Raw genomic sequence first — 20,142 nt, forward strand, 5'->3', positions numbered from 1 at the left:
TCACGCAAGCCAGCGCCAACCCTGTGTTAATATCGCGCCCCTGTTCATTTTGTATGTGGGTTGCTCCATGAAGTTGTCCATGCCGCGATTCGATCAAGCCCCTGTCTTGGTGGTCGGCGATGTCATGCTCGACCGTTACTGGCATGGTGGTACCTCACGGATCTCCCCTGAGGCGCCGGTACCGGTAGTCAAAGTCGAGCAAATCGAGGACCGCCCGGGCGGTGCCGCCAACGTTGCCCTGAACATTGCCGCCCTCGGCGCACCGGCCTCGCTGGTCGGCGTGACTGGCGACGACGAGGCTGCCGACAGCCTGGTCAATAGCCTCAAGGGCGCTGGCGTGCGGGCGTTGTTCCAGCGCATCGCGCACCAGCCGACCATCGTCAAGCTGCGGGTGATGAGCCGCCACCAGCAATTGCTGCGTATCGACTTCGAAGAACCTTTCTCCACCGACGCCCTGGCGCTGGGCGAGCAAGTCGACGAATTGCTCGAAGGCATCAAGGTGCTGGTGCTGTCCGACTACGGCAAAGGCGCGCTGAAAAACCATCAGGTGCTGATCCAGGCCGCCCGTGCCCGTGGCATTCCGGTGCTGGCCGATCCCAAGGGCAAGGATTTCTCGATCTACCGTGGCGCGAGCCTGATCACCCCGAATCTCAGCGAGTTCGAAACCATCGTCGGGGGTTGCGCCGATGAGCACGAGCTGGTGAGCAAGGGCGCGCAGCTGATGCACGACCTCGACCTCGGTGCGTTGCTGGTGACCCGTGGCGAGCACGGCATGACCTTGCTGCGCCCGGATCATCCGGCGCTGCACCTGCCAGCCCGTGCCCGTGAAGTGTTCGACGTGACCGGCGCCGGTGATACGGTGATTTCTACCCTGGCGGCAGCGATCGCTGCTGGCGAAGAACTGCCCCACGCGGTGGCCCTGGCCAATCTGGCGGCGGGCATCGTGGTCGGCAAGCTTGGTACCGCGGCCATCAGCGCCCCGGAATTACGTCGTGCGATTCAGCGTGAAGAAGGTTCCGAACGTGGTGTATTGGGGCTGGAGCAGCTGCTGCTGGCGGTCGACGACGCACGTGCACACAACGAGAAGATTGTGTTCACCAATGGCTGCTTCGACATCCTTCATGCTGGCCATGTGACCTACCTCGAACAGGCGCGCGCCCAGGGCGATCGTCTGATTGTGGCGGTCAACGACGATGCGTCGGTGAGCCGCTTGAAAGGGCCGGGTCGTCCGATCAACAGCGTCGATCGTCGCATGGCGGTACTGGCCGGTCTGGGTGCGGTGGATTGGGTAATCAGCTTCCCTGAAGGCACTCCGGAAAACCTGCTGCGCGAGGTCAAGCCGGACGTATTGGTCAAGGGTGGGGATTACGGGATCGACCAAGTCGTCGGTGCGGACATCGTCAGCGCTTACGGCGGGATCGTGAAAGTGCTGGGGCTGGTGGAAAACAGCTCGACCACGGCGATTGTCGAGAAGATCCGCAATCACTGATTGTGGTGAAGGGGGCTTGTTGTGGCGAGGGGGCTCGCCCCCGTTCGGCTGCGAAGCAGTCGTAAAACCTGCTGGCGCGGTATGTCAGTAAAAACGCGGTGGCCGGATTCGGGGCCGCTTCGCAGCCCAACGGGGGCAAGCCCCCTCGCCACAAGGTTCTATCGTGCGGCCTTGCGCGGCACGATTCTTTTCAGCAGTTGCTTTGCTTTTCCGTGCAAGCGGGCCAAACCGGAATCTTTCCCCGGCGGGCTCAAACCCTGTTGCCGCACCCAATCCTTCCAGCGAATCCGCTCATCCTTCACCAGCCAGCCTTCCTGCCGGGCAAAACTCTCCGCCAGATACAACCCGCGGGTACTCGCTGGATACAGCTGATCCTTTTTCAAGGTATACAGCTCGGCCATTGGCTGGCCGTCCTGCAGTGGCATCAGGTACAAATCGGGACGTTTACGGTCGAGTCGGGCCACCAGTTGATCGCCCTCCAGTCGCTCATCGACATGAAACAGACTCAGGGATTTGGCTTCCTTGGGCACGTCCAGGCGCAAGTCGTAGATCAGTTGCAGCGACGCCGTCGGCAAATGCACGTAGGCCCGCGGGCGTTCGATCAGCGGCATGTTGGCACAGCGCACCGGCCGCGCCGAGCCGGACAAAGGCGTCAGGCGAAACGGCAGGGCTTCGCGGTAATGCAGGGCGGACGAGTAGGGAGCCGGTAGCCAGGTATCGTTGAAGCGCCCGCTGAGCCAGCCTTCCGGGGTTTCCAACAGGCACTCTTCGGCAATTTCCTGGGTCGCCGTGTGCAGCGGCAGGTTCAGCTCATGGGCCGGTACGTAACCGGATATCAGCTTGAGCACCACATCGCCGCGGTCTTGCCGACGCTGACGCACCAACACCCAGTAATCGCGGTTCTGCCAATGCAGGGTCAGGCGCACCGAGACCCCAAGGTTCGCCAGCTCCAGGGCAAACCGCTCGCTGTCGGCCACCGTCACCGGGCGGCGACGTTGCAGGGTCTGGGAGAAGTTCAGCGGCATCCCGACGCTCTGATAACTCAGGCCTTCGGGCGTTGCTTCGACGAATAACGGCAGGGTCTTGAAGTTGCTCGGGTTCTTTCTTATGAGCGTGCGCGGCATGTCGGCTCCTGCTTAAGGCCGCGTGGGCGGCATCAGTTTCTACGAAGGACCTGGGCAACGGTCGCGACGTTGTGGGCGAGGTGCAGCGGATTGATGGTCCCGACAATAGCACTGGCCACACCCGGGTGTTCAAACAACAACTCGAAGCTGGCACGCACCGGGTCCACGCCCGGGCTCAAGCAAGCATGGCCGCTGGCCAGGGCTTTTTTGACCAGGATTGCTTTGCCGTGCGCAGCAGCATAGTCAATGACTGCCTTCTCGTTCTGTTCGTTCAGATTGTAGGTGACCATCGCGCAATCACCTTGTTCCAGAGCCTTCAAGCCGCCATCGACGGTTTTGCCGGAAAAGCCGAAGCCGAGAATCTTGCCTTCACGCTTGAGCTCGGCAAGGGTGGCGTAGACTTCGCTGTCGTTGAGGATTGCCAGGTCGTTGCCATCGGAATGCACCAACACCAGATCGATAACATCCGTTTCCAGGCGTCGCAGGCTGCGTTCCACTGACAGGCGAGTATGGGCGGCGCTGAAATCGTGGCGCGACTGGCCGTCGGCAAACTCTTCGCCGACCTTGCTGACGATCACCCAGTCCTGACGCTGACCACGCAGCAACGGGCCGAGACGCTCTTCGCTGCGGCCATAGGCCGGGGCGGTGTCTATCAGGTTGATGCCCAGGTCGCGAGCGAGCTTGAGCAGCCTGCGTGCGTCGTCATCGCCGGGGATCTGGAAGCCGTTGGGGTATTTCACCCCTTGATCGCGACCAAGCTTCACCGTGCCCAGGCCCAAGGGCGAAACCAACAGGCCGGTGCTGCCCAAAGGGCGATGCAGGTCGTGCAGGGTCGGTTGGCTCATGGCAGCAGTTGCTCCCAGGCAGGGACGCCCATCGGCGGCTTTGGCAATTCTGGCAATGGCACCGTATGGCTCGGCTGGACGCCGTCGCGTTGCAGTGCGGCGAGGACGCGGTCAGCGAAGTCCGGCGCCAGGGCCAGTTTGGTCGGCCAACCCACCAGCAGACGATCCTGTTCGGCGAGGAAGGCATTGTCCGGGCGGGTCAGGCCCGATTGCAGCGGCTCGGCGCGGTCGACCCGCAAGGTCGCCCAGTGCGCGGTACTCAGGTCGATCCACGGCAGCAAGTTGCCGAGTTCTTTCTGGGCGGTGGCGATCTGTGCCGCAGGATCACGGGCCACGCCTTCGGCTTCGGCGATGTCGCCCCCCAGGTACCAGACCCACTGGCCATCGGCGGCCGGGTGGGTGGTCACGGTGATGCGCGGCTTCGGCCCGCCGCCCAGGCAATGGGCGTACAGCGGTTTGAGGCCCGGGCCTTTGACGATGATCATGTGCAGGGGACGGCGCTGCATGGCCGGCTGGCTCAGGCCGAGCGCCGTGAGCAGGTCGGCAGTGCCGGCACCCGCGCTGAGGACGATGCGCTGGGCGCGGATCTCGCGCTCGTCGACTTTCAAACCGACCAGTTCGCCGTTTTCCAGCAGCGGTTCGATGTGCTGACCGGCGAGCAAGCCGTCGCCGGCCAGATCGGCCAGGCGCTGAATCAGGCTCGGCACGTCGACCACCAGTTCCGCCAGGCGATAGACCTTGCCCTTGAAACGCTTGTCTTGCAGGGCTGGGGGCAGTTGTTCGCCCTTGACCTGATCGACCCGCCCGCGCACGGCTTTGCTGGCAAAAAAACTGGTGAGGTTGCCGGCGAGGGTGCCGGGGGACCAGAGATAGTGAGCGTCAGACAGCAGGCGTACGCCGGACAGGTCCAGCTCGCCGTCGCCGGCCAGGGCTTCACGCCAGCGACGCGGCATGTCGGCAATGGCTTCCGAGGCGCCGGACAGGGCACCGTGCAGCGCGTACTTGGCGCCACCGTGGATGATGCCCTGGGACTTGACGCTCTGCCCGCCACCGAGGCTGGCGCTTTCCACCAGCACGGTCGAAAAACCCTGGCGACGCAGACGCGCATTCAGCCAGAGGCCGGCGACACCTGCGCCGACAATCAGAACGTCGGTGGAAATAACGGATGGCATGCAGCGACCTCAGTGTTCAAGACGAGGGCGCAGTATACAGATTCATGCCGGACGCAATCTTTGTAGCAGCTGCCGAAGGCTGCGTTCGAGGACGAAGTCCTCGCCTTCGATCTGTCTCAGGAACGGTGTTGTCAGGTTTTACGACTGCTTCGCAGCCGAACGCAGCCTTCGGCAGCTGCTACAGAGAACCGTGCAACACGATTTACTTGCGTAGGAGCTGCCGAAGGCTGCGATCTTTTCTTTCAATGCCCCGCGGTTTTCGAGAACAGCTGAATAACCACAACGCCCAGCACAATCAGCGCCATCCCCAGCATTGCCGGCACATCCAGCTTCTGCCCGTAGATAAACAACGCCGCGACGCTGACCATCACGATGCCCATCCCGGCCCACACCGCGTAGGCCACACCCACCGGCACGCTGCGCACCACCAGGGTCAGCATCCAGAAGGCGACGCCGTAACCGACGATGACCAGCAGCAGCGGCAGTGGCGTGCTAAAACCTTTGATCGCTTTCATCGAAACGGTAGCGATCACTTCGGCGCAGATGGCGATGGCCAGGTAGTAGTAAGCGGTCATGGGTCAATCCTCGTATGAAGCGTTGCTCTCTGAGGTCGGCATTCTAGAGATTCGCCAGATGCGGTAAAGTCATTACCTATCTGTTCTGAAGATGGGTTGAGCCATGAACATGCAATGGAATCTGGAACAGCTGCGCTTGTTTGTCAGCGTCGCGGAACAGCGTTCGTTTTCCGCGGTGGCGCGGGATCAGCGCAAGGCGCAGTCGGCGGTCAGCAGTTCGATTGCACTGCTGGAAGAGGACCTGGGCGTCAGCCTGTTCGATCGCAGCAGTGGTCGCCAGCCGAAACTCACCGAAGCCGGCACCGCCCTGCTTGAAGAAGCGCGGGAAGTGTTGCGCCAATGTGAACGCCTCAATGGACGGGCGCTGGCGATGATGCGCGGCCAGGAAGCGAGTCTGCGGGTGGCTCAGGACGAGGCGATGCCCTATCAGGCGGTGGTTGAAAGCTTCGAGGCCCTGGCGGAAAAGTTTCCCAGCCTCGAAGTGCAGCTGACCAGCGCCGCCCAGGGTGATGTGGCGCGCAAACTGGTAGAGCGCCGGGCCGACCTGGGCTTGCTGTTTTATCACGAGCAGATTCCCGAAGCCCTCGAGCGGCGGGTTCTGGGCAGCGTCGACATGGTCACGGTGTGCGGCGTGGGGCATCCCTTGGCGAAGCAGGCGCAGGTCGATTGCCAGCAATTGGCGCAACATCGACAGTTGCTGATGTCCACGCAGTCCAGCGTCTATCCCGGCAGTGAGCCGGCCAGCCCGCAGGTCTGGCGCGCCGACAGTTTCTACGTGATGGCCGAATGGGTAATGCGCGGCCTCGGCTGGGCCTGGTTGCCGCGACATGTGGTGCAGTACCCGGCGTATCAAAACCAGATGGTCGAACTGACCAGCGAATGGACCCCGCCGGCATTGATCGTGGAGCTGGTCTGGCGTCGCGACGAGCCCCTCGGCCCGGCGGCCCGTTGGCTGGCGGAACGTTTTGCCGTGCACTTGCAGGCGATCGGCTAAAAAACCGATAAACTCCGCCGCCATGAATAGAACTCTCTACACCGCGCTGTTTTACCTGGGGCTGCCATTGGTAGCGATTCGGCTTTGGCTGCGGGCGCGCAAGGCGCCGGCGTACGCCAAACGCATTGGCGAGCGTTTTTCCCTCGCGCTACCGGCAATGAAGCCGGACGGCCTCTGGGTGCACGCGGTGTCGGTGGGCGAAAGCATCGCCGCGGCACCGATGATCCGTGCCTTGCTGCAACGTTATCCGACGCTGCCGATCACCGTCACCTGCATGACCCCGACCGGCTCCGAGCGCATCCAGGCGTTGTTCGCCAACGAGCCGCGCATCCAGCACTGCTATCTGCCTTATGACCTGCCCTGTGCCGCGGCGCGATTCCTTGATCGGGCCCGGCCGAAACTGGCGGTGATCATGGAGACCGAGCTCTGGCCCAACCATATCCACCAATGCGCCAAACGCGGGATTCCCGTGGCGCTGGCCAATGCGCGGCTGTCCGAGCGTTCGGCCAAAGGCTATGGCCGCTTCCATAAACTGACCCGGCCGATGCTCGCGGAGATGAGCCTGTTCGCGGTGCAGACTGAAGCCGAGGCGCAGCGTTTCCGGGATTTGGGCGCGCGCCCGGAAACGGTCGAAGTGACCGGTTCGATAAAGTTCGACCTGACCATTGACCCGGCCCTGCTCCAGCGTGCCGCCGAGTTGCGTGCGCAGTGGCAGGCGCAGGAACGTCCCGTCTGGATTGCCGCCAGTACTCACGAAGGTGAAGACGAAGTGGTGCTGGCGGCCCATCGTCGGCTGCTGGCCAATCATCCCGATGCCTTGCTGATTCTGGTGCCGCGTCATCCGGAGCGCTTCAGCCCGGTGTTCGAGTTGTGCCGGCAGCAGGGTTTTGCCACGGTGCGGCGTTCGACGGGCGAACCGGTTACCGCAGGCACGTCGGTGCTGCTGGGCGATACCATGGGCGAGTTGCTGTTTCTCTATGCCTTGGCCGACAGCGCTTTCGTCGGTGGCAGTTTGGTGCCCAACGGCGGCCATAACCTGCTGGAGCCGGCGGCCCTGGCCAAACCGGTGCTCAGCGGGCCGCACCTGTTCAACTTCCTCGAGATCGCGGCGCAGTTGCGCAGCGCCGGGGCGTTGGCCGAGGTCGATGATGCCGAAGGTCTGGCGTTGGCGGTGCAGCGGCTGTTTGAACTGCCGCGCGATGCGCAGCGGATGGCAGAGGCAGGGCTGAAGGTGATGCGCACCAATCAGGGCGCGTTGCAGCGGTTGTTGGATGGTTTGGGGCGGTTGATCGAAAAGTCCTGAATTGGTCACTGATCAATTGTGGCGAGGGAGCTTGCTCCCGCTCGGCTGCGAAGCAGTCGTAAACCGTCTGTCCCGGTGTGTCAGGAGAAAGGCGGTTGCAGGTTTTGGGGCCGCTTCGCAGCCCAGCGGGAGCAAGCTCCCTCGCCACAGGCAAGCTCCCTCACCAGAAAGCCTCCTCAATACAGGGTTTACCTTTTATTGTGCAGGATTAGCCCGTAATTGCTCCGCCGCAGCCTTGGCCAGATCCGGTGGCAGGAAGTCCTTGTCCGGGTTGTAGTCGGCTTTGAGATAACGGGTCAGGTCCTGCAGGTCCCCCGGGTTCAAGGTGCCGGCGGCCTGTTTCAAGCGCAGGTTGTCGAGGATGTAGTCGTAGCGGGTGTTGTTGTAGTTGCGCACCGAGGTGTACAGCTGACGCTGGGCATCGAGCACGTCGACGATATTGCGCGTTCCCACCTGATAACCGATTTCGGTCGCTTCCACCGCGCTCTGGTTGGAGATGATCGACTGCCGGCGGGCCTGCACCTGCTCGACGTCGGTGTTGACGGCGCGGTGCAGGTTGCGGGTGTTTTCCACGACTTGACGACGCAGGGCTTCGCGTTGTTGCTCGGACTGAGTCAGCAGCGAGTAAGACTCGCGCACCTGGGAGCTGGTCAGCCCGCCGCTATAGAGCGGGATGCTCAGTTGCAGGCCGACGGTGCGTTGCTCGACATCGCCGCCGTAACGCACGCCGTTCGGGCTTGGGTTGGTAAAACCGAGGGCATCGTTATCGCCTTTCTTGTATTGCGCGACCGCATCCAGGGTGGGTGCATGTCCGGCCTTGCGCTGCTTGAGGGTTTCCTCGGCGGCGCTCACCGCGTAGTTGCTGGCCAGCAAATTCAGGTTTTGTTTGGCGGCGGTATCGACCCAGGCTTTGGCATCGTTCGGTGCCGGCGGCAGGATCGGCAAGGTATGGACGATGCCCTGGATCGAATTGTATTGACGGTTGGTCAGGGTGATCAGCGCTTCGAACGCGTCATCCACCTGACGCTGAGCGAGAATCCGGTTGGCCCGCGCCGTGTCGTAACTGGCTTGGGATTGCAACACGTCGGTCTTGTCCGACAGGCCAACGTCGAAGCGCTCGTTGGACTGGTCGAGTTGACGCTTGAACGCCGCTTCTTCGGCCTTGGTCGAGGCCAGGGTGTCCTGGCTGCGCAGTACGTTGAAGTAGCTTTCGGCACTTTGCAGAATCAGGTTCTGTTCGGTGGCCGAGAGTTGCAAGGCGGCCTGTTCGTTGACGTCTTTGGCGGCCTGCAACTGGAACCAGCGATCGGCGCGGAAAATCGGTTGCGCCAGGGTTGCCTGATACACCGTGCCACTGCGGGTCGACGTCAGTGATGGCTGATCGAGCGAGGTGCGGGTGTTGTTCAGGTCGGCACCGGCGGACAGGTTGGGCAACAGTCCGGCGCGAGCCTGGGGCACGACTTCCTTCTGGGCGCCGTATTGGGCGCGGGCAGCGGCGATATCGGCGTTGTTGTCCACCGCTTCCTGATAGACGCTGACCAGGTCGGTCTTGGTCGATAAGGGCGCTTCTGCTGCCCAGGCCATTCCATTGGACGCACAAGACACGGCAAGGGCCAGTGAGAGTTTGCGCAGCATGAGGCCATCCCTAAAAATTACGCTGATAATTTGAGCGCCAAGGCTACGGCGCGGCGCCCTGCAGCGTCAAGGCGCGGCACGGCGTAGCGAGTGTAGTTGCACGCAGGCACGGCAACAATCCTGCAATTGCGCCATTCATCATGGTGTTTGCTGCGGAGTTGGCGTTCTTTGCCGGTTGTGTCTAGACTGGCCGGGTTCTTGTCGGGGTGCCTTGCTATGAGGCTGAGATCGAATAATTTCGGATCCCGTTGAACCTGATCAGGTTAGCGCCTGCGTAGGGAACAAGATTTCTCGTCACCCGGCGAGTCCTCTTGTGCTTCGTCCGGGATGTTGTTCGACAATCGAACACCCCTCGAGCATCGAGCACAGCACCCGCTGGTTTTCCCAGCGCCCGTGCGTCCATTCGTTTACAGGTTCGCTCCGACAAAAATCCACTGCCTGGATGCTGTCTGGAGAGCCCGTGATGACTACAAAATCAAAAATCGCAACCAACCTGAGTGACTCGGCCAAGGTCGATCAGCAATCGGTTCAGCCGTTTACCCGCTCGCAAAAAATCTATGTCCAGGGCACTCGCCCGGACATCCTCGTGCCGATGCGCGAAATCAGCCTGGACGTGACCCCGACCGACTTCGGCGGTGAAATCAACGCGCCGGTGGTGGTGTATGACACCTCGGGCCCGTACACCGACCCCAACGTCATCATCGACGTGCGCAAAGGCCTGGCCGATGTGCGTTCACCGTGGATCGAATCCCGTGGCGACACCGAGCGTCTGCCCGGCTTGAGCTCCAACTTCGGTCAGGAACGCCTCGCCGATGCCGAGCTGACCAAGTTGCGTTTCGCCCACGTGAACAACCCGCGCCGCGCCAAGGCCGGTGCCAACGTCAGCCAGATGCACTACGCCCGCAAAGGCATCATCACCGCCGAGATGGAATACGTTGCCATCCGCGAAAACATGAAGCTTGAAGTGGCCCGCGCCGCTGGCTTGCTGGATCAGCAACACGCCGGCTACAGCTTCGGCGCCAGCGTGCCGAAAATCATTACGCCGGAATTTGTCCGTGAAGAGATCGCCCGCGGTCGCGCGATCATTCCGGCCAACATCAACCACACCGAACTGGAACCGATGATCATTGGCCGTAACTTCCTGGTGAAGATCAACGGCAACATCGGCAACAGTGCACTGGGTTCGTCCATCGAAGAAGAAGTGGCGAAACTGACCTGGGGCATTCGCTGGGGTTCGGACACGGTCATGGACTTGTCCACCGGCAAGCACATTCACGAAACCCGCGAATGGATCATCCGTAACTCGCCGGTGCCGATCGGTACCGTGCCGATCTACCAGGCCCTGGAAAAAGTCGGTGGCGCTGCCGAAGACCTGACCTGGGAGCTGTTCCGCGACACGCTGATCGAGCAGGCCGAGCAGGGCGTCGACTATTTCACCATCCACGCTGGCGTGTTGTTGCGCTACGTGCCGCTGACCGCCAAACGCGTGACCGGTATCGTTTCCCGTGGCGGTTCGATCATGGCCAAGTGGTGCCTGGCGCACCACAAAGAAAACTTCCTCTACACCCATTTCGAAGACATCTGCGAAATCATGAAGGCCTACGACGTCAGCTTCTCGCTGGGCGATGGCCTGCGTCCGGGCTCGATTGCCGACGCCAATGACGCCGCACAATTCGGTGAGCTGGAAACCCTCGGCGAGCTGACCAAGATCGCTTGGAAGCACGACGTGCAGTGCATGATCGAAGGCCCGGGCCACGTGCCGATGCAGTTGATCAAAGAGAACATGGACAAGCAGCTGGAATGCTGCGACGAGGCGCCGTTCTACACCCTCGGTCCGCTGACCACCGACATCGCCCCTGGTTACGACCACATCACCTCCGGTATCGGTGCGGCGATGATCGGCTGGTTCGGTTGCGCCATGCTTTGCTACGTGACGCCGAAGGAACACCTGGGCCTGCCGAACAAGGATGACGTGAAGACCGGGATCATCACCTACAAGATCGCCGCGCATGCTGCCGACCTTGCCAAGGGGCATCCGGGGGCACAGATTCGTGACAACGCCTTGAGCAAGGCGCGTTTCGAATTCCGTTGGGAAGACCAGTTCAACCTCGGCCTCGACCCGGACACCGCGCGTTCGTACCACGACGAAACCCTGCCGAAGGATTCGGCCAAGGTCGCGCACTTCTGCTCCATGTGCGGGCCGAAATTCTGCTCGATGAAGATCACCCAGGAAGTCCGTGAATACGCGGCTAACCAGCGGATCGAAACCGTCGATGCCGAAGTCGCCCAGGGATTGGCGGAACAGGCCGAGCGGTTCAAGCAGGAAGGCAGTCAGCTGTACAAGAAGGTTTGATCTGATCCGCAGCGCCAGCCCTCGAGACTGGCGCAGCTCTTGTAGGAGCGCGGCTTGCCCGCGAAGGCGGTATATCTGACACGCCGCTTTCGCGGGCAAGCCTCGCTCCTACAGGTGTGATCACAACCAAAACAACAAATGCCCCTCTGAGATAACACCCTTGAGCATCCAACCCAGCACTTACTCCCCGGATTGCGCGGTGCCGATCGACAAACGTGTCTTTGGCGGCCGTGATCTGTTTTCCCTGTGGTTCTCCCTCGGCATCGGCCTGATGGTGTTGCAGACCGGCGCGTTGCTCGCGCCGGGTCTGGGCCTGTCTGGTTCTTTGCTGGCGATTTTCCTGGGCACCTTGGTTGGTGTTCTGCTCCTGGCCGCCGTCGGCGTAATTGGCAGCGACACGGGTCTTTCGTCGATGGCGGCACTCAAACTCAGCCTCGGTAAAAAAGGCGCGAGCCTTCCCGCCGTCCTGAACCTGCTGCAACTGATCGGGTGGGGCTCGTTCGAGATTATCGTCATGCGTGACGCTGCCAGCCTGCTCGGCACCCGTGCATTCAGCGAAGGCAGCCTGTGGTCGAGTCCACTGCTGTGGACGCTGTTCTTCGGTGCACTGGCCACCTTGCTGGCGGTCAGCGGTCCGTTGACTTTCGTGCGCAAGATCCTGCGCAAGTGGGGCATCTGGCTGCTACTGGCCGCGTGCATCTGGCTGACCTGGAACCTGTTCGCCAAGGCCGATCTGGCCGCGTTGTGGGCACAGGCCGGTGATGGTTCGATGCCGTTTGCCGTGGGCTTCGACATTGCGATCGCCATGCCGCTGTCCTGGCTGCCGCTGATTGCCGACTACTCGCGTTTCGGTAAACGCGCGAAGAATGTCTTCGGCGGTACGGCGGTGGGCTTCTTTATCGGTAACTTCTGGTTGATGAGTCTGGGCGTGGCGTACACCCTGGCGTTCGCGCCGAGCGGTGAAGTGAATGCCTTGCTGCTGGCGCTGGCCGGTGCAGGTCTGGGGATTCCGTTGCTGCTGATTCTGTTGGACGAGTCGGAAAATGCCTTTGCCGATATTCACTCGGCGGCGGTGTCCAGCGGGATTCTGTTGCGCTTGAAAGTCGAGCATCTGGCCCTGGCCATCGGCGTGATCTGCACGTTGATTGCCTGCCTGGCACCATTGGCCCAGTACCAGAACTTCCTGCTGTTGATCGGTTCGGTGTTTGCGCCGCTGTTCGGCGTGGTGCTGGTGGATCATTTCATTCTGCGCAAACGCGGTGCTCACGTAACGTCGGCTGCATTGCGCTGGCCGGCGTTACTCGCCTGGTTAGGCGGGGTGAGCACCTATCATCTGCTGGCCAATCTCTATCCGGACATCGGCGCAACCCTGCCGTCGCTGGTACTGGCAGGGCTGCTGCAACTGCTGCTCGGTCGAGCCTTCAGTTACGGCCGGGAAACAGCTCAGGCTTGAGAATACCGTTCAGGCGCGGGTAGGGGATCTTCAGTTCGACGTGGCCCAATGCGTAAGGCGCAAGGGTGCTCACTTCGTACTTGAGGATCACCCCGCCATAGGTCAGCGCCACGTTCTGGGTTTTCACGAAGGGCCAACTCTTCACGAACTCCGGCTCCTGATCGAGCTTGGTGCTGATCAGCCAGCTGTTGTGCGCCACCTGGGCCGCTTTCCAGAACGCCTCTTCCTGGCCCGGAATCAACATATCCGACAGGGTCAGCACTTTATGCTGCTGGCGTGAATAGTTGATGAAACCGCGGCCCGGCGTGCCATGGGCACCGCCAGTGTCCAGGTAGCTGGACAATTCAACGATCACCAAGCCGTCATGCTGTTCACGTACCTTGGCTTGCAAATAGCTGCTGTAGCGCGGGCCGGCACTGTTCAAAAACTGCTCGCGATACGCCGCCAGCGTCGGCGCTACAGGGGCGTCGGGCGAGGTGCGGGTCATTTGCAGCAGGCGTTTTTCGATGATGCCGTCAAGCACAGGCTCGTCCGGGAAACGCAGCGTATCGATGTTCACCAGCGGGCAGTCAGGGGTCGTGCAGCCTGGTTTCAACTGTTCCGATGCGTCGCGGGTGGTTTCCAGCGGCGCCCGGTAGTTGGGCTGAAACAAACTCTGGCAGGCGCCCAGGGTCAGGGCGATTGCGGCCACGGAGGCGATTTTAAAAAGCGACATGGGCGTCCTTCATAAAACAGGAAAAGGCGAAAAGTTACCCGCTTCGACTCTCAACGAAGCAGTCAGTTCGCCACTAAGCTAATTAGAGTTGGTTTCGCCCTCACCGTCTATCCCGCTGACTGGAAAGGGGCTGCATCAAACGTCACGGGCGCGTTAGGATGGCGCGAAGTCGAGGTTGGAGCCTCGTACAGGATTTGAGTAAACGAGGATTGTCATGACTGATTTTGCCAACGCCATTCCGACTGCCGTTGATATCGTTCGGCGCGAAAAGTGCTACGAGGGCTTCTACAAGCTCGACCGCGTGCACTTGCGCCACGAATTGTTCGCCGGTGGCATGAGTCGCGAGATCAATCGTGAAGTGTTTGTTCGCCACGATGCGGTGTGCGTGCTGCCTTATGATCCGCAGCGCGACGAAGTGGTGCTGATCGAGCAGTTTCGCGTCGGCGCCATGGGCAAGACCGACAACCCGTGGCTGATCGAACTGGTTGCCGGTCTGATCGACAAGGATGAAGTACCGGAAGAAGTTGCTCACCGCGAAGCGCAGGAGGAAGCTGGGCTTGTATTCGGGGCGCTCTGGCCGATGACCAAATATTTTCCATCGCCGGGCGGCAGCAATGAATTCGTGCACTTGTACCTGGGGCGTTGCGAGACAACCGGGGTTGGCGGCCTGCATGGGCTGGAGGAAGAGGCAGAAGATATTCGCGTCACGGTCTGGGCGTTCGAAGATGCCCTGCAAGCCGTACGCGACGGACGTATTGCCAACGCGGCAAGCATCATCGCCTTGCAATGGCTGGCTTTGAACCGCGTGGAAGTGAGGGGGTTATGGTCGTAAACAAGCTGCGCGATCGCTACCGGATCGACCTCGTGGGGCTGCAAGCCTCCTGCGAGGCCAACTACGCGCGCCTGATGCGACTGCTACCGGACATGCGCAACGAGCCGCAGGCGCGGCGCATTGCCGTGACCCACGGCGACCAGATGCTAGGTGTGCTGGCACTCGAAGTGCTTCAGGTGTGTCCGTACACCACGACGCTGCAAGTACGCCAGGAACACAGTCTGCCGTGGCTGCCGGTTCCTCAACTTGAAGTTCAGGTGTATCACGACGCGTGCATGGCCGAAGTGGTCAGCGCTGAACATGCACGACGCTTTCGCGGCATCTATCCTTACCCGAACGCCGCGATGCATCAGCCGGATGAAAAGGCTCAGCTCAATCTGTTCCTGGGGGAATGGCTGAGTCATTGTCTGGCTTGCGGGCACGAGTACGCCGTTGTGCGCTAAGAGCCCTGTGTAGTTGTGAACTGCGTCCGGTTCACAGGTTTCCTCTTTTGATCGTCCCCCAGCATAATTGCGGCATTCATCAATCCCGTGATCACGCCCTGGGAGAACGCCTTGCCGAGCGTATCCACATTGACCACCGCCGATCCGGCGTTGCTGGTGCAGCTCTCCGACAGTCATCTGTTTGCCGAGGCAGACGGAACGTTGCTGGGCATGAACACCCGCAACAGCCTGCAACAGGTCATTGAACTGGTATTGAAGCAGCAGCCACGGATCGATCTGATGATTGCCAGTGGTGATTTGTCCCAGGACGGGACGCTGGAGTCGTACCAGCTGTTTCGTGACCTGACCCGGCAGATCGATGCGCCGGCACGCTGGATTCCCGGTAATCATGACGAGCCGCAGATCATGGCCAAGGCGGCAGTGCAGAGTGCGCTGCTGGAGCCGGTGGTGGACATAGGCAACTGGCGTGTCACCTTGCTCGACTCTGCCGTGCCAGGTTCGGTGCCAGGGTATTTGCACGATGAGCAGTTGCAGTTGCTGGCCCGCTCATTGAGTGAGGCGCCGCAGCGGCATCATTTGGTGTGTTTGCATCATCATCCGGTGTCGATCGAGTGTGCATGGATGGAGCCCATTGGATTGCGCAATCCAGAAGCGTTGTTCGCGGTGCTGGATCGGTTTCCTCAGGTGCGTGCGGTGTTGTGGGGGCATGTGCATCAGGAGATTGATCAGCTTCGCAACGGCGTTCGATTGATTGCCTCGCCTTCGACCTGCATTCAGTTCGAACCGGGCAGTGATGATTTCAAGGTGAGTGAGCAGGCGCCGGGGTATCGGTGGTTGCGGCTTTTGCCGGATGGTCAGATCGAAACAGGCGTTGAGCGCGTCACCGGGTTCGACTTCCAGGTTGATTACGGTTCCAACGGCTACTGAACACTCAGAAAGACCGCGGCGCGGCCATCGCGAGCAGGCTCGCTCCCACATTGGAATGCATACCCCTGTGGGAGCGAGCCTGCTCGCGATGGCGTCCGCCAAGACAACCTGATTTCCACGCATATCCCCGATTCCCCCGACACCCTGTAAACTGCGCCTCTTTGCCCTACGCACAGGGAGCTTAAATGTCTGGTTCGATCCTTTATATCCACGGCTTCAACAGCGCGCCTGCCTCAAAAAAGGCCACTCAGTTGATCGAAGTGATGGAGCGGCTGGGCTTGAGCGATCAGTTGCGTGTGCCGGCCTTGCATCACCATCCCCGCGAGGCCATCGGTCAGCTGGAGCAGGCGATTGCCGAGCTGGGGCGGCCACTGCTGGTCGGCAGCTCACTCGGCGGCTACTATGCGACTCACTTGGCCGAGCGCCATGGCTTGAAAGCTCTGTTGATCAACCCTGCCGTCAGCCCGCACCGGATGTTCGACGGGTTCCTGGGAACGCAGAAAAACCTGTATACCGATGAGACTTGGGAGTTGACCCACGACCACGTGACGGCCCTGGCCGAGCTGGAAGTGCCGGCGCCCAAGGATCCGCAGCGGTTTCAAGTATGGTTGCAGACCGGCGATGAAACGCTGGATTATCGCCTCGCCCAGCAGTATTACCGCGCCTGTGCCTTGCGCATCCAGGCCGGCGGCGACCATAGTTTCCAGGGTTTTGCCGAGCAATTGCCGGCAATGCTGAGTTTTGCCGGCATCGGCGCAGATTTGTATCAGGCGATTGATTTCACTGCACTGTGATTTGTCGCCTCTTTTTCACAGAACACTCTTTTTCACAGAACACTTTTTACAGGCGGACGACGAGACCCCATGGCCACTCCCAGCGCTAGCTCTTATAACGCAGACGCCATCGAAGTCCTCTCGGGCCTCGACCCGGTGCGCAAACGCCCCGGCATGTACACCGACACCAGTCGGCCGAACCACCTCGCCCAGGAAGTCATCGACAACAGCGTCGACGAAGCCTTGGCCGGGCATGCGACATCGGTGCAGGTCATCCTGCACGCCGATCACTCCCTGGAAGTCAGCGATGACGGCCGTGGCATGCCGGTGGACATTCACCCTGAAGAGGGTGTGTCGGGTGTCGAGCTGATCCTCACCAAGCTTCATGCGGGTGGCAAATTTTCCAACAAGAACTACCAGTTCTCCGGCGGTTTGCACGGGGTGGGTATTTCCGTGGTCAACGCTTTGTCGACCGAAGTCCGGGTACGTGTAAAACGTGACGGCAACGAATACCAGATGACTTTCGCCGATGGCTACAAAGCCACCGAGCTGGAAGTGGTCGGCACTGTTGGCAAGCGCAATACCGGCACCAGTGTGTTCTTCGCGCCGGATCCGAAGTATTTCGATTCGCCGAAATTCTCCATCAGCCGCCTCAAGCACGTGCTCAAGGCCAAGGCCGTTCTGTGCCCGGGGTTGCTGGTCAGTTTTGAAGACAAGGCCACCGGCGAGAAAGTCGAATGGCATTACGAAGACGGCCTGCGCTCCTACCTGGTAGACGCCGTCAGCGAATTCGAACGCCTGCCGGACGAGCCGTTCTGCGGCAGCCTGGCCGGTAATAAAGAAGCGGTCGATTGGGCGCTGCTGTGGTTGCCCGAAGGCGGCGACAGCGTTCAGGAAAGCTACGTCAACCTGATCCCGACAGCCCAGGGGGGGACGCACGTCAACGGTCTGCGTCAGGGCTTGCTCGACGCCATGCGCGAGTTCTGCGAGTTTCGCAGCCTGTTGCCGCGTGGCGTGAAGCTGGCGCCGGAAGACGTCTGGGAACGTATTGCTTTCGTCCTGTCGATGAAGATGCAGGAGCCGCAGTTCTCCGGTCAGACCAAGGAACGCCTGTCATCCCGTGAAGCGGCAGCCTTCGTTTCCGGTGTGGTCAAGGACGCATTCAGTCTGTGGCTCAACGCTCACCCGGAAACCGGCATGCTGCTGGCTGAACTGGCGATCAATAACGCCGGCCGTCGTTTGAAGGCCAGCAAGAAGGTCGAGCGTAAACGCATTACCCAAGGGCCAGCGTTGCCAGGCAAACTCGCCGACTGCGCCGGGCAGGACCCGATGCGTTCCGAGCTGTTCCTGGTGGAAGGTGATTCCGCTGGCGGCTCGGCCAAGCAAGCGCGGGACAAAGAATTTCAGGCGATCCTGCCGTTGCGCGGCAAGATTCTGAACACCTGGGAAGTCGACGGCAGCGAAGTGCTGGCCAGCCAGGAAGTGCACAACATCGCGGTGGCCATCGGTGTCGATCCGGGCTCGGCGGACATTGCCCAGCTGCGTTACGGCAAGATCTGCATCCTCGCCGACGCCGACTCCGACGGTCTGCACATCGCCACGTTGCTCTGCGCCTTGTTCGTCCAGCATTTCCGCCCGCTGGTGGATGCCGGTCATGTCTACGTCGCCATGCCGCCGCTGTACCGTATCGACCTGGGCAAAGAGATTTACTACGCCCTGGACGAGGCCGAGCGCGACGGCATTCTCGATCGCCTGGTGGCCGAGAAAAAACGCGGCAAGCCGCAGGTCACCCGATTCAAAGGTCTGGGTGAAATGAACCCGCCACAGTTGCGCGAAACCACCATGGACCCGAACACACGGCGTCTGGTGCAACTGACGCTGGAAGATTTCGACGCGACCTCGGAAATGATGGACATGCTGCTGGCGAAAAAACGCGCCGGCGACCGCAAGTCCTGGCTGGAGTCCAAGGGTAACCTGGCCGAGGTTCTGGGCTGATGCGATTTGGCTGGGCCCTGGCGTGTGCGTTGCTGCTGACCTCAGTAACGGTTTTGGCGGAGCCTGCACCCGAGCTGCGCCTGTTATCCGAGCATGCCGTCGATGGCATGCGCGGCGGCAATCTGTCGGGGCTGGCCCAGTGCGGCAAGGCGTTGTGGACTGTTTCGGATCGCGACGATGATCAAATCTATCGCCTCGACACCCGCAACAATACCTGGCTAGCCGAAACCGTACACATTGACGTCCCCCTGGTACCCGACAGCGGTTTGCCCTGGGGCTTGCGCTCGCGGACCTGGGTGGCATCGTTCGTGCGGGGAGGGGACCTGGATTTCGAAGGCATCACCTGCGACAGCGCTGGCAATCGTTACATTGTCAGCGAAGCCCACGCCGCGGTGCTGCAAGTACCACCAATCGGGCCTGCGTCCTGGCTGAAAGTCTCACCGATGCTGGTTCGCGAAGCGCGGGCCAGTGGCATGCTGTTGCACTTCAATGCGTTGTTCGAAGGGCTGGCGATCAATCCGGCCGGTGACACGCTGTGGCTAGCCGCCGAACGTGAGCGCCGCGGTTTGCTGCTGATCAAACGCAAACAGGTAGTTTGGGACTGCAACGGGGGCTGTGTGCTGCTAAGTGAAGCAGGGGTGGAAATGCAGCCATCGCAGTTTCCCAAGGCCAAAGCGGTTTCCCGGGATTTTGCCGATCTGTCATTGTTCGACGGCAAACTGTTTACCCTTGAGCGCAACGCCTTTGAGGTTTGCCGTCGTGATGCGGTGACGGCCAAGGTCGAGCGCTGCTGGTCGTTTGCCACCGAGGCTTTGCAGGGAAACCGTCGTTATTCACAGGCCTTTGGGCTGGCGGAAGCGTTGATCGTGGACGCCGACGGTGCCTGGATCGGTATCGACAATAATAATGGTGCGCGCGCCGACGGCGAGAAGCGTCCGATTGTCTGGCGCTTTGCCGCGCCTGAAGGTGGCTGGAGTGCCAAGTCATGAGTCAGCAGCCGCCGGGCAAACGCGCCGCTCGGGTGTTGATGGTGCTGGCCTGGTGCGCCGCGCTGTTTCTGGCGACGCGGTTTTTCGGTCAGTGGGAGGCGCGTCAGCAGAATCCCAACACCGTCGTCAGCTCCGAGCAGGGCGAAGGTTTTATCGAAGTGAAGCTGATCAGCAACAGCCAGGGGCATTTTGTCGCCACTGGACAGATCAACGGTCAGCCGGTGGATTTCATGCTCGATACCGGCGCGACCGATGTAGCGATCCCGGCCGAAATGGCCGAGCGGCTGAAAGTGGAAAAAGGCTTCGGGGTGACCCTGAGCACGGCCAATGGCTTGAGCGAGGGTTACCGAACTCGCCTCGACCGGCTGCAACTGGGCGACATCGTGCTGCGTGACGTTCGCGCGTTGGTGGCGCCCGGTTTGCACGGCAATCAGGTGCTGCTCGGCATGAGCGCACTGAACAAACTTGAATTTACCCAGCGCGGTGGCACCATGCTGCTGCGCCAGACAACGAACCCATGAGGCC

Annotated in this window: 18 protein-coding genes and 1 riboswitch; of the genes, 12 read left to right on the top strand and 6 right to left on the bottom strand. The window is 61.1% G+C overall.

From position 1 onward, the window contains the following. Positions 1–67 precede the first annotated feature (67 nt). Positions 68–1,489, top strand: a complete 1,422-nt coding sequence (hldE, locus tag ACA044_RS02630) for a bifunctional D-glycero-beta-D-manno-heptose-7-phosphate kinase/D-glycero-beta-D-manno-heptose 1-phosphate adenylyltransferase HldE (RefSeq protein WP_497445037.1) — start codon at positions 68–70, stop codon at positions 1,487–1,489. Between the two features lie 158 nt (positions 1,490–1,647). Here the strand turns inward: hldE and ACA044_RS02635 are convergent, their stop codons facing one another. The 4 genes from ACA044_RS02635 to ACA044_RS02650 all read right to left on the bottom strand — a co-directional run bounded on the left by ACA044_RS02635 (position 1,648) and on the right by ACA044_RS02650 (position 5,205). Further along, the gene (locus tag ACA044_RS02635) at positions 1,648–2,613 is read right to left on the bottom strand and encodes a metal ABC transporter ATPase (protein WP_497445038.1); all 966 of its coding nucleotides are present in this window, start codon (positions 2,611–2,613) and stop codon (positions 1,648–1,650) included. A 32-nt stretch (positions 2,614–2,645) separates the two neighbouring features. Next, a complete protein-coding gene (locus ACA044_RS02640) occupies positions 2,646–3,458 on the bottom strand; it encodes an aldo/keto reductase (RefSeq protein WP_497445039.1) in 813 nt (270 codons plus the stop codon). After that, the gene (locus tag ACA044_RS02645) at positions 3,455–4,630 is read right to left on the bottom strand and encodes an NAD(P)/FAD-dependent oxidoreductase (protein WP_497445040.1); all 1,176 of its coding nucleotides are present in this window, start codon (positions 4,628–4,630) and stop codon (positions 3,455–3,457) included. The genes ACA044_RS02640 and ACA044_RS02645 overlap by 4 nt, the downstream gene beginning before the upstream one ends. A gap of 242 nt (positions 4,631–4,872) precedes the next feature. Next, positions 4,873–5,205 (bottom strand): DMT family transporter, encoded by a 333-nt coding sequence (locus ACA044_RS02650; RefSeq protein WP_497445041.1) that lies wholly within the window; start codon positions 5,203–5,205, stop codon positions 4,873–4,875. 103 nt (positions 5,206–5,308) lie between these two features. On the opposite strand from ACA044_RS02650, the gene ACA044_RS02655 reads away from it, so the two are divergent. After that, the gene (locus ACA044_RS02655; RefSeq protein ID WP_497445042.1) at positions 5,309–6,199 is read left to right on the top strand and encodes a LysR family transcriptional regulator; all 891 of its coding nucleotides are present in this window, start codon (positions 5,309–5,311) and stop codon (positions 6,197–6,199) included. Between the two features lie 22 nt (positions 6,200–6,221). Beyond that, the gene (waaA, locus tag ACA044_RS02660) at positions 6,222–7,502 is read left to right on the top strand and encodes a lipid IV(A) 3-deoxy-D-manno-octulosonic acid transferase (protein WP_497445043.1); all 1,281 of its coding nucleotides are present in this window, start codon (positions 6,222–6,224) and stop codon (positions 7,500–7,502) included. A gap of 195 nt (positions 7,503–7,697) precedes the next feature. On the opposite strand, the gene ACA044_RS02665 is transcribed toward waaA, so the two are convergent. Continuing rightward, the gene (locus ACA044_RS02665; protein WP_497445044.1) at positions 7,698–9,137 is read right to left on the bottom strand and encodes a TolC family outer membrane protein; all 1,440 of its coding nucleotides are present in this window, start codon (positions 9,135–9,137) and stop codon (positions 7,698–7,700) included. A 192-nt stretch (positions 9,138–9,329) separates the two neighbouring features. Next, positions 9,330–9,435: riboswitch (TPP riboswitch) on the top strand. Between the two features lie 165 nt (positions 9,436–9,600). Between ACA044_RS02665 and thiC the strand changes: the two genes are divergently transcribed. Both thiC and cytX read left to right on the top strand, forming a co-directional pair. Then, positions 9,601–11,490, top strand: coding sequence for a phosphomethylpyrimidine synthase ThiC (thiC, locus tag ACA044_RS02670; protein WP_447788085.1), 1,890 nt, complete (start codon positions 9,601–9,603; stop codon positions 11,488–11,490). Between the two features lie 160 nt (positions 11,491–11,650). Further along, positions 11,651–12,943 carry a putative hydroxymethylpyrimidine transporter CytX gene (cytX, locus tag ACA044_RS02675; protein ID WP_497445045.1) on the top strand — a complete coding sequence of 431 codons (1,293 nt, stop codon included), beginning with the start codon at positions 11,651–11,653 and terminating at the stop codon, positions 12,941–12,943. Here the strand turns inward: cytX and ACA044_RS02680 are convergent. Continuing rightward, entirely contained in the window at positions 12,912–13,658 is a 747-nt protein-coding gene (locus ACA044_RS02680) for an RsiV family protein (protein ID WP_497445046.1), read from the bottom strand. The two genes, cytX and ACA044_RS02680, sit on opposite strands and share 32 nt — an antisense overlap. Before the next feature lie 214 nt (positions 13,659–13,872). On the opposite strand from ACA044_RS02680, the gene ACA044_RS02685 reads away from it, so the two are divergent. The 7 genes from ACA044_RS02685 (at position 13,873) to ACA044_RS02715 (ending at position 20,138) form a co-directional block, all read left to right on the top strand. Then, positions 13,873–14,490, top strand: coding sequence for an NUDIX domain-containing protein (locus tag ACA044_RS02685; protein WP_007902590.1), 618 nt, complete (start codon positions 13,873–13,875; stop codon positions 14,488–14,490). Further along, positions 14,481–14,933 (top strand): DUF1249 domain-containing protein, encoded by a 453-nt coding sequence (locus ACA044_RS02690; RefSeq protein ID WP_008004854.1) that lies wholly within the window; start codon positions 14,481–14,483, stop codon positions 14,931–14,933. Before ACA044_RS02685 ends, ACA044_RS02690 begins: the two co-directional genes overlap by 10 nt. 111 nt (positions 14,934–15,044) lie before the next feature. Beyond that, positions 15,045–15,860, top strand: a complete 816-nt coding sequence (gene cpdA / locus ACA044_RS02695) for a 3',5'-cyclic-AMP phosphodiesterase (protein ID WP_497445047.1) — start codon at positions 15,045–15,047, stop codon at positions 15,858–15,860. Between the two features lie 185 nt (positions 15,861–16,045). Next, complete coding sequence (locus ACA044_RS02700) at positions 16,046–16,654, top strand: YqiA/YcfP family alpha/beta fold hydrolase (RefSeq protein WP_497445048.1); 609 nt, start codon at positions 16,046–16,048, stop codon at positions 16,652–16,654. A gap of 69 nt (positions 16,655–16,723) precedes the next feature. After that, positions 16,724–18,628 carry a DNA topoisomerase IV subunit B gene (gene parE, locus ACA044_RS02705; RefSeq protein WP_497445049.1) on the top strand — a complete coding sequence of 635 codons (1,905 nt, stop codon included), beginning with the start codon at positions 16,724–16,726 and terminating at the stop codon, positions 18,626–18,628. Then, the gene (locus ACA044_RS02710; protein WP_497445050.1) at positions 18,628–19,617 is read left to right on the top strand and encodes an esterase-like activity of phytase family protein; all 990 of its coding nucleotides are present in this window, start codon (positions 18,628–18,630) and stop codon (positions 19,615–19,617) included. The genes parE and ACA044_RS02710 overlap by 1 nt, the downstream gene beginning before the upstream one ends. Next, a complete protein-coding gene (locus ACA044_RS02715) occupies positions 19,614–20,138 on the top strand; it encodes a retropepsin-like aspartic protease family protein (protein WP_497445051.1) in 525 nt (174 codons plus the stop codon). The genes ACA044_RS02710 and ACA044_RS02715 overlap by 4 nt, the downstream gene beginning before the upstream one ends. The last annotated feature ends 4 nt before the right edge of the window (positions 20,139–20,142 follow it).

The sequence above is a fragment of the Pseudomonas sp. LBUM1673 genome (assembly GCF_059695645.1).

Coding starts and splice junctions, on each gene's coding strand:
- parE (WP_497445049.1), top strand. CDS start 16,724: ATGGCCACTCCCAGCGCTAGCTCTTATAACGCAGACGCCATCGAAGTC.
- ACA044_RS02645 (WP_497445040.1), bottom strand. CDS start 4,630: ATGCCATCCGTTATTTCCACCGACGTTCTGATTGTCGGCGCAGGTGTC.
- ACA044_RS02680 (WP_497445046.1), bottom strand. CDS start 13,658: ATGTCGCTTTTTAAAATCGCCTCCGTGGCCGCAATCGCCCTGACCCTG.
- hldE (WP_497445037.1), top strand. CDS start 68: ATGAAGTTGTCCATGCCGCGATTCGATCAAGCCCCTGTCTTGGTGGTC.
- ACA044_RS02650 (WP_497445041.1), bottom strand. CDS start 5,205: ATGACCGCTTACTACTACCTGGCCATCGCCATCTGCGCCGAAGTGATC.
- ACA044_RS02710 (WP_497445050.1), top strand. CDS start 18,628: ATGCGATTTGGCTGGGCCCTGGCGTGTGCGTTGCTGCTGACCTCAGTA.
- ACA044_RS02700 (WP_497445048.1), top strand. CDS start 16,046: ATGTCTGGTTCGATCCTTTATATCCACGGCTTCAACAGCGCGCCTGCC.
- ACA044_RS02665 (WP_497445044.1), bottom strand. CDS start 9,137: ATGCTGCGCAAACTCTCACTGGCCCTTGCCGTGTCTTGTGCGTCCAAT.
- waaA (WP_497445043.1), top strand. CDS start 6,222: ATGAATAGAACTCTCTACACCGCGCTGTTTTACCTGGGGCTGCCATTG.
- ACA044_RS02715 (WP_497445051.1), top strand. CDS start 19,614: ATGAGTCAGCAGCCGCCGGGCAAACGCGCCGCTCGGGTGTTGATGGTG.
- ACA044_RS02655 (WP_497445042.1), top strand. CDS start 5,309: ATGAACATGCAATGGAATCTGGAACAGCTGCGCTTGTTTGTCAGCGTC.
- thiC (WP_447788085.1), top strand. CDS start 9,601: ATGACTACAAAATCAAAAATCGCAACCAACCTGAGTGACTCGGCCAAG.
- ACA044_RS02690 (WP_008004854.1), top strand. CDS start 14,481: ATGGTCGTAAACAAGCTGCGCGATCGCTACCGGATCGACCTCGTGGGG.
- ACA044_RS02685 (WP_007902590.1), top strand. CDS start 13,873: ATGACTGATTTTGCCAACGCCATTCCGACTGCCGTTGATATCGTTCGG.
- ACA044_RS02635 (WP_497445038.1), bottom strand. CDS start 2,613: ATGCCGCGCACGCTCATAAGAAAGAACCCGAGCAACTTCAAGACCCTG.
- ACA044_RS02640 (WP_497445039.1), bottom strand. CDS start 3,458: ATGAGCCAACCGACCCTGCACGACCTGCATCGCCCTTTGGGCAGCACC.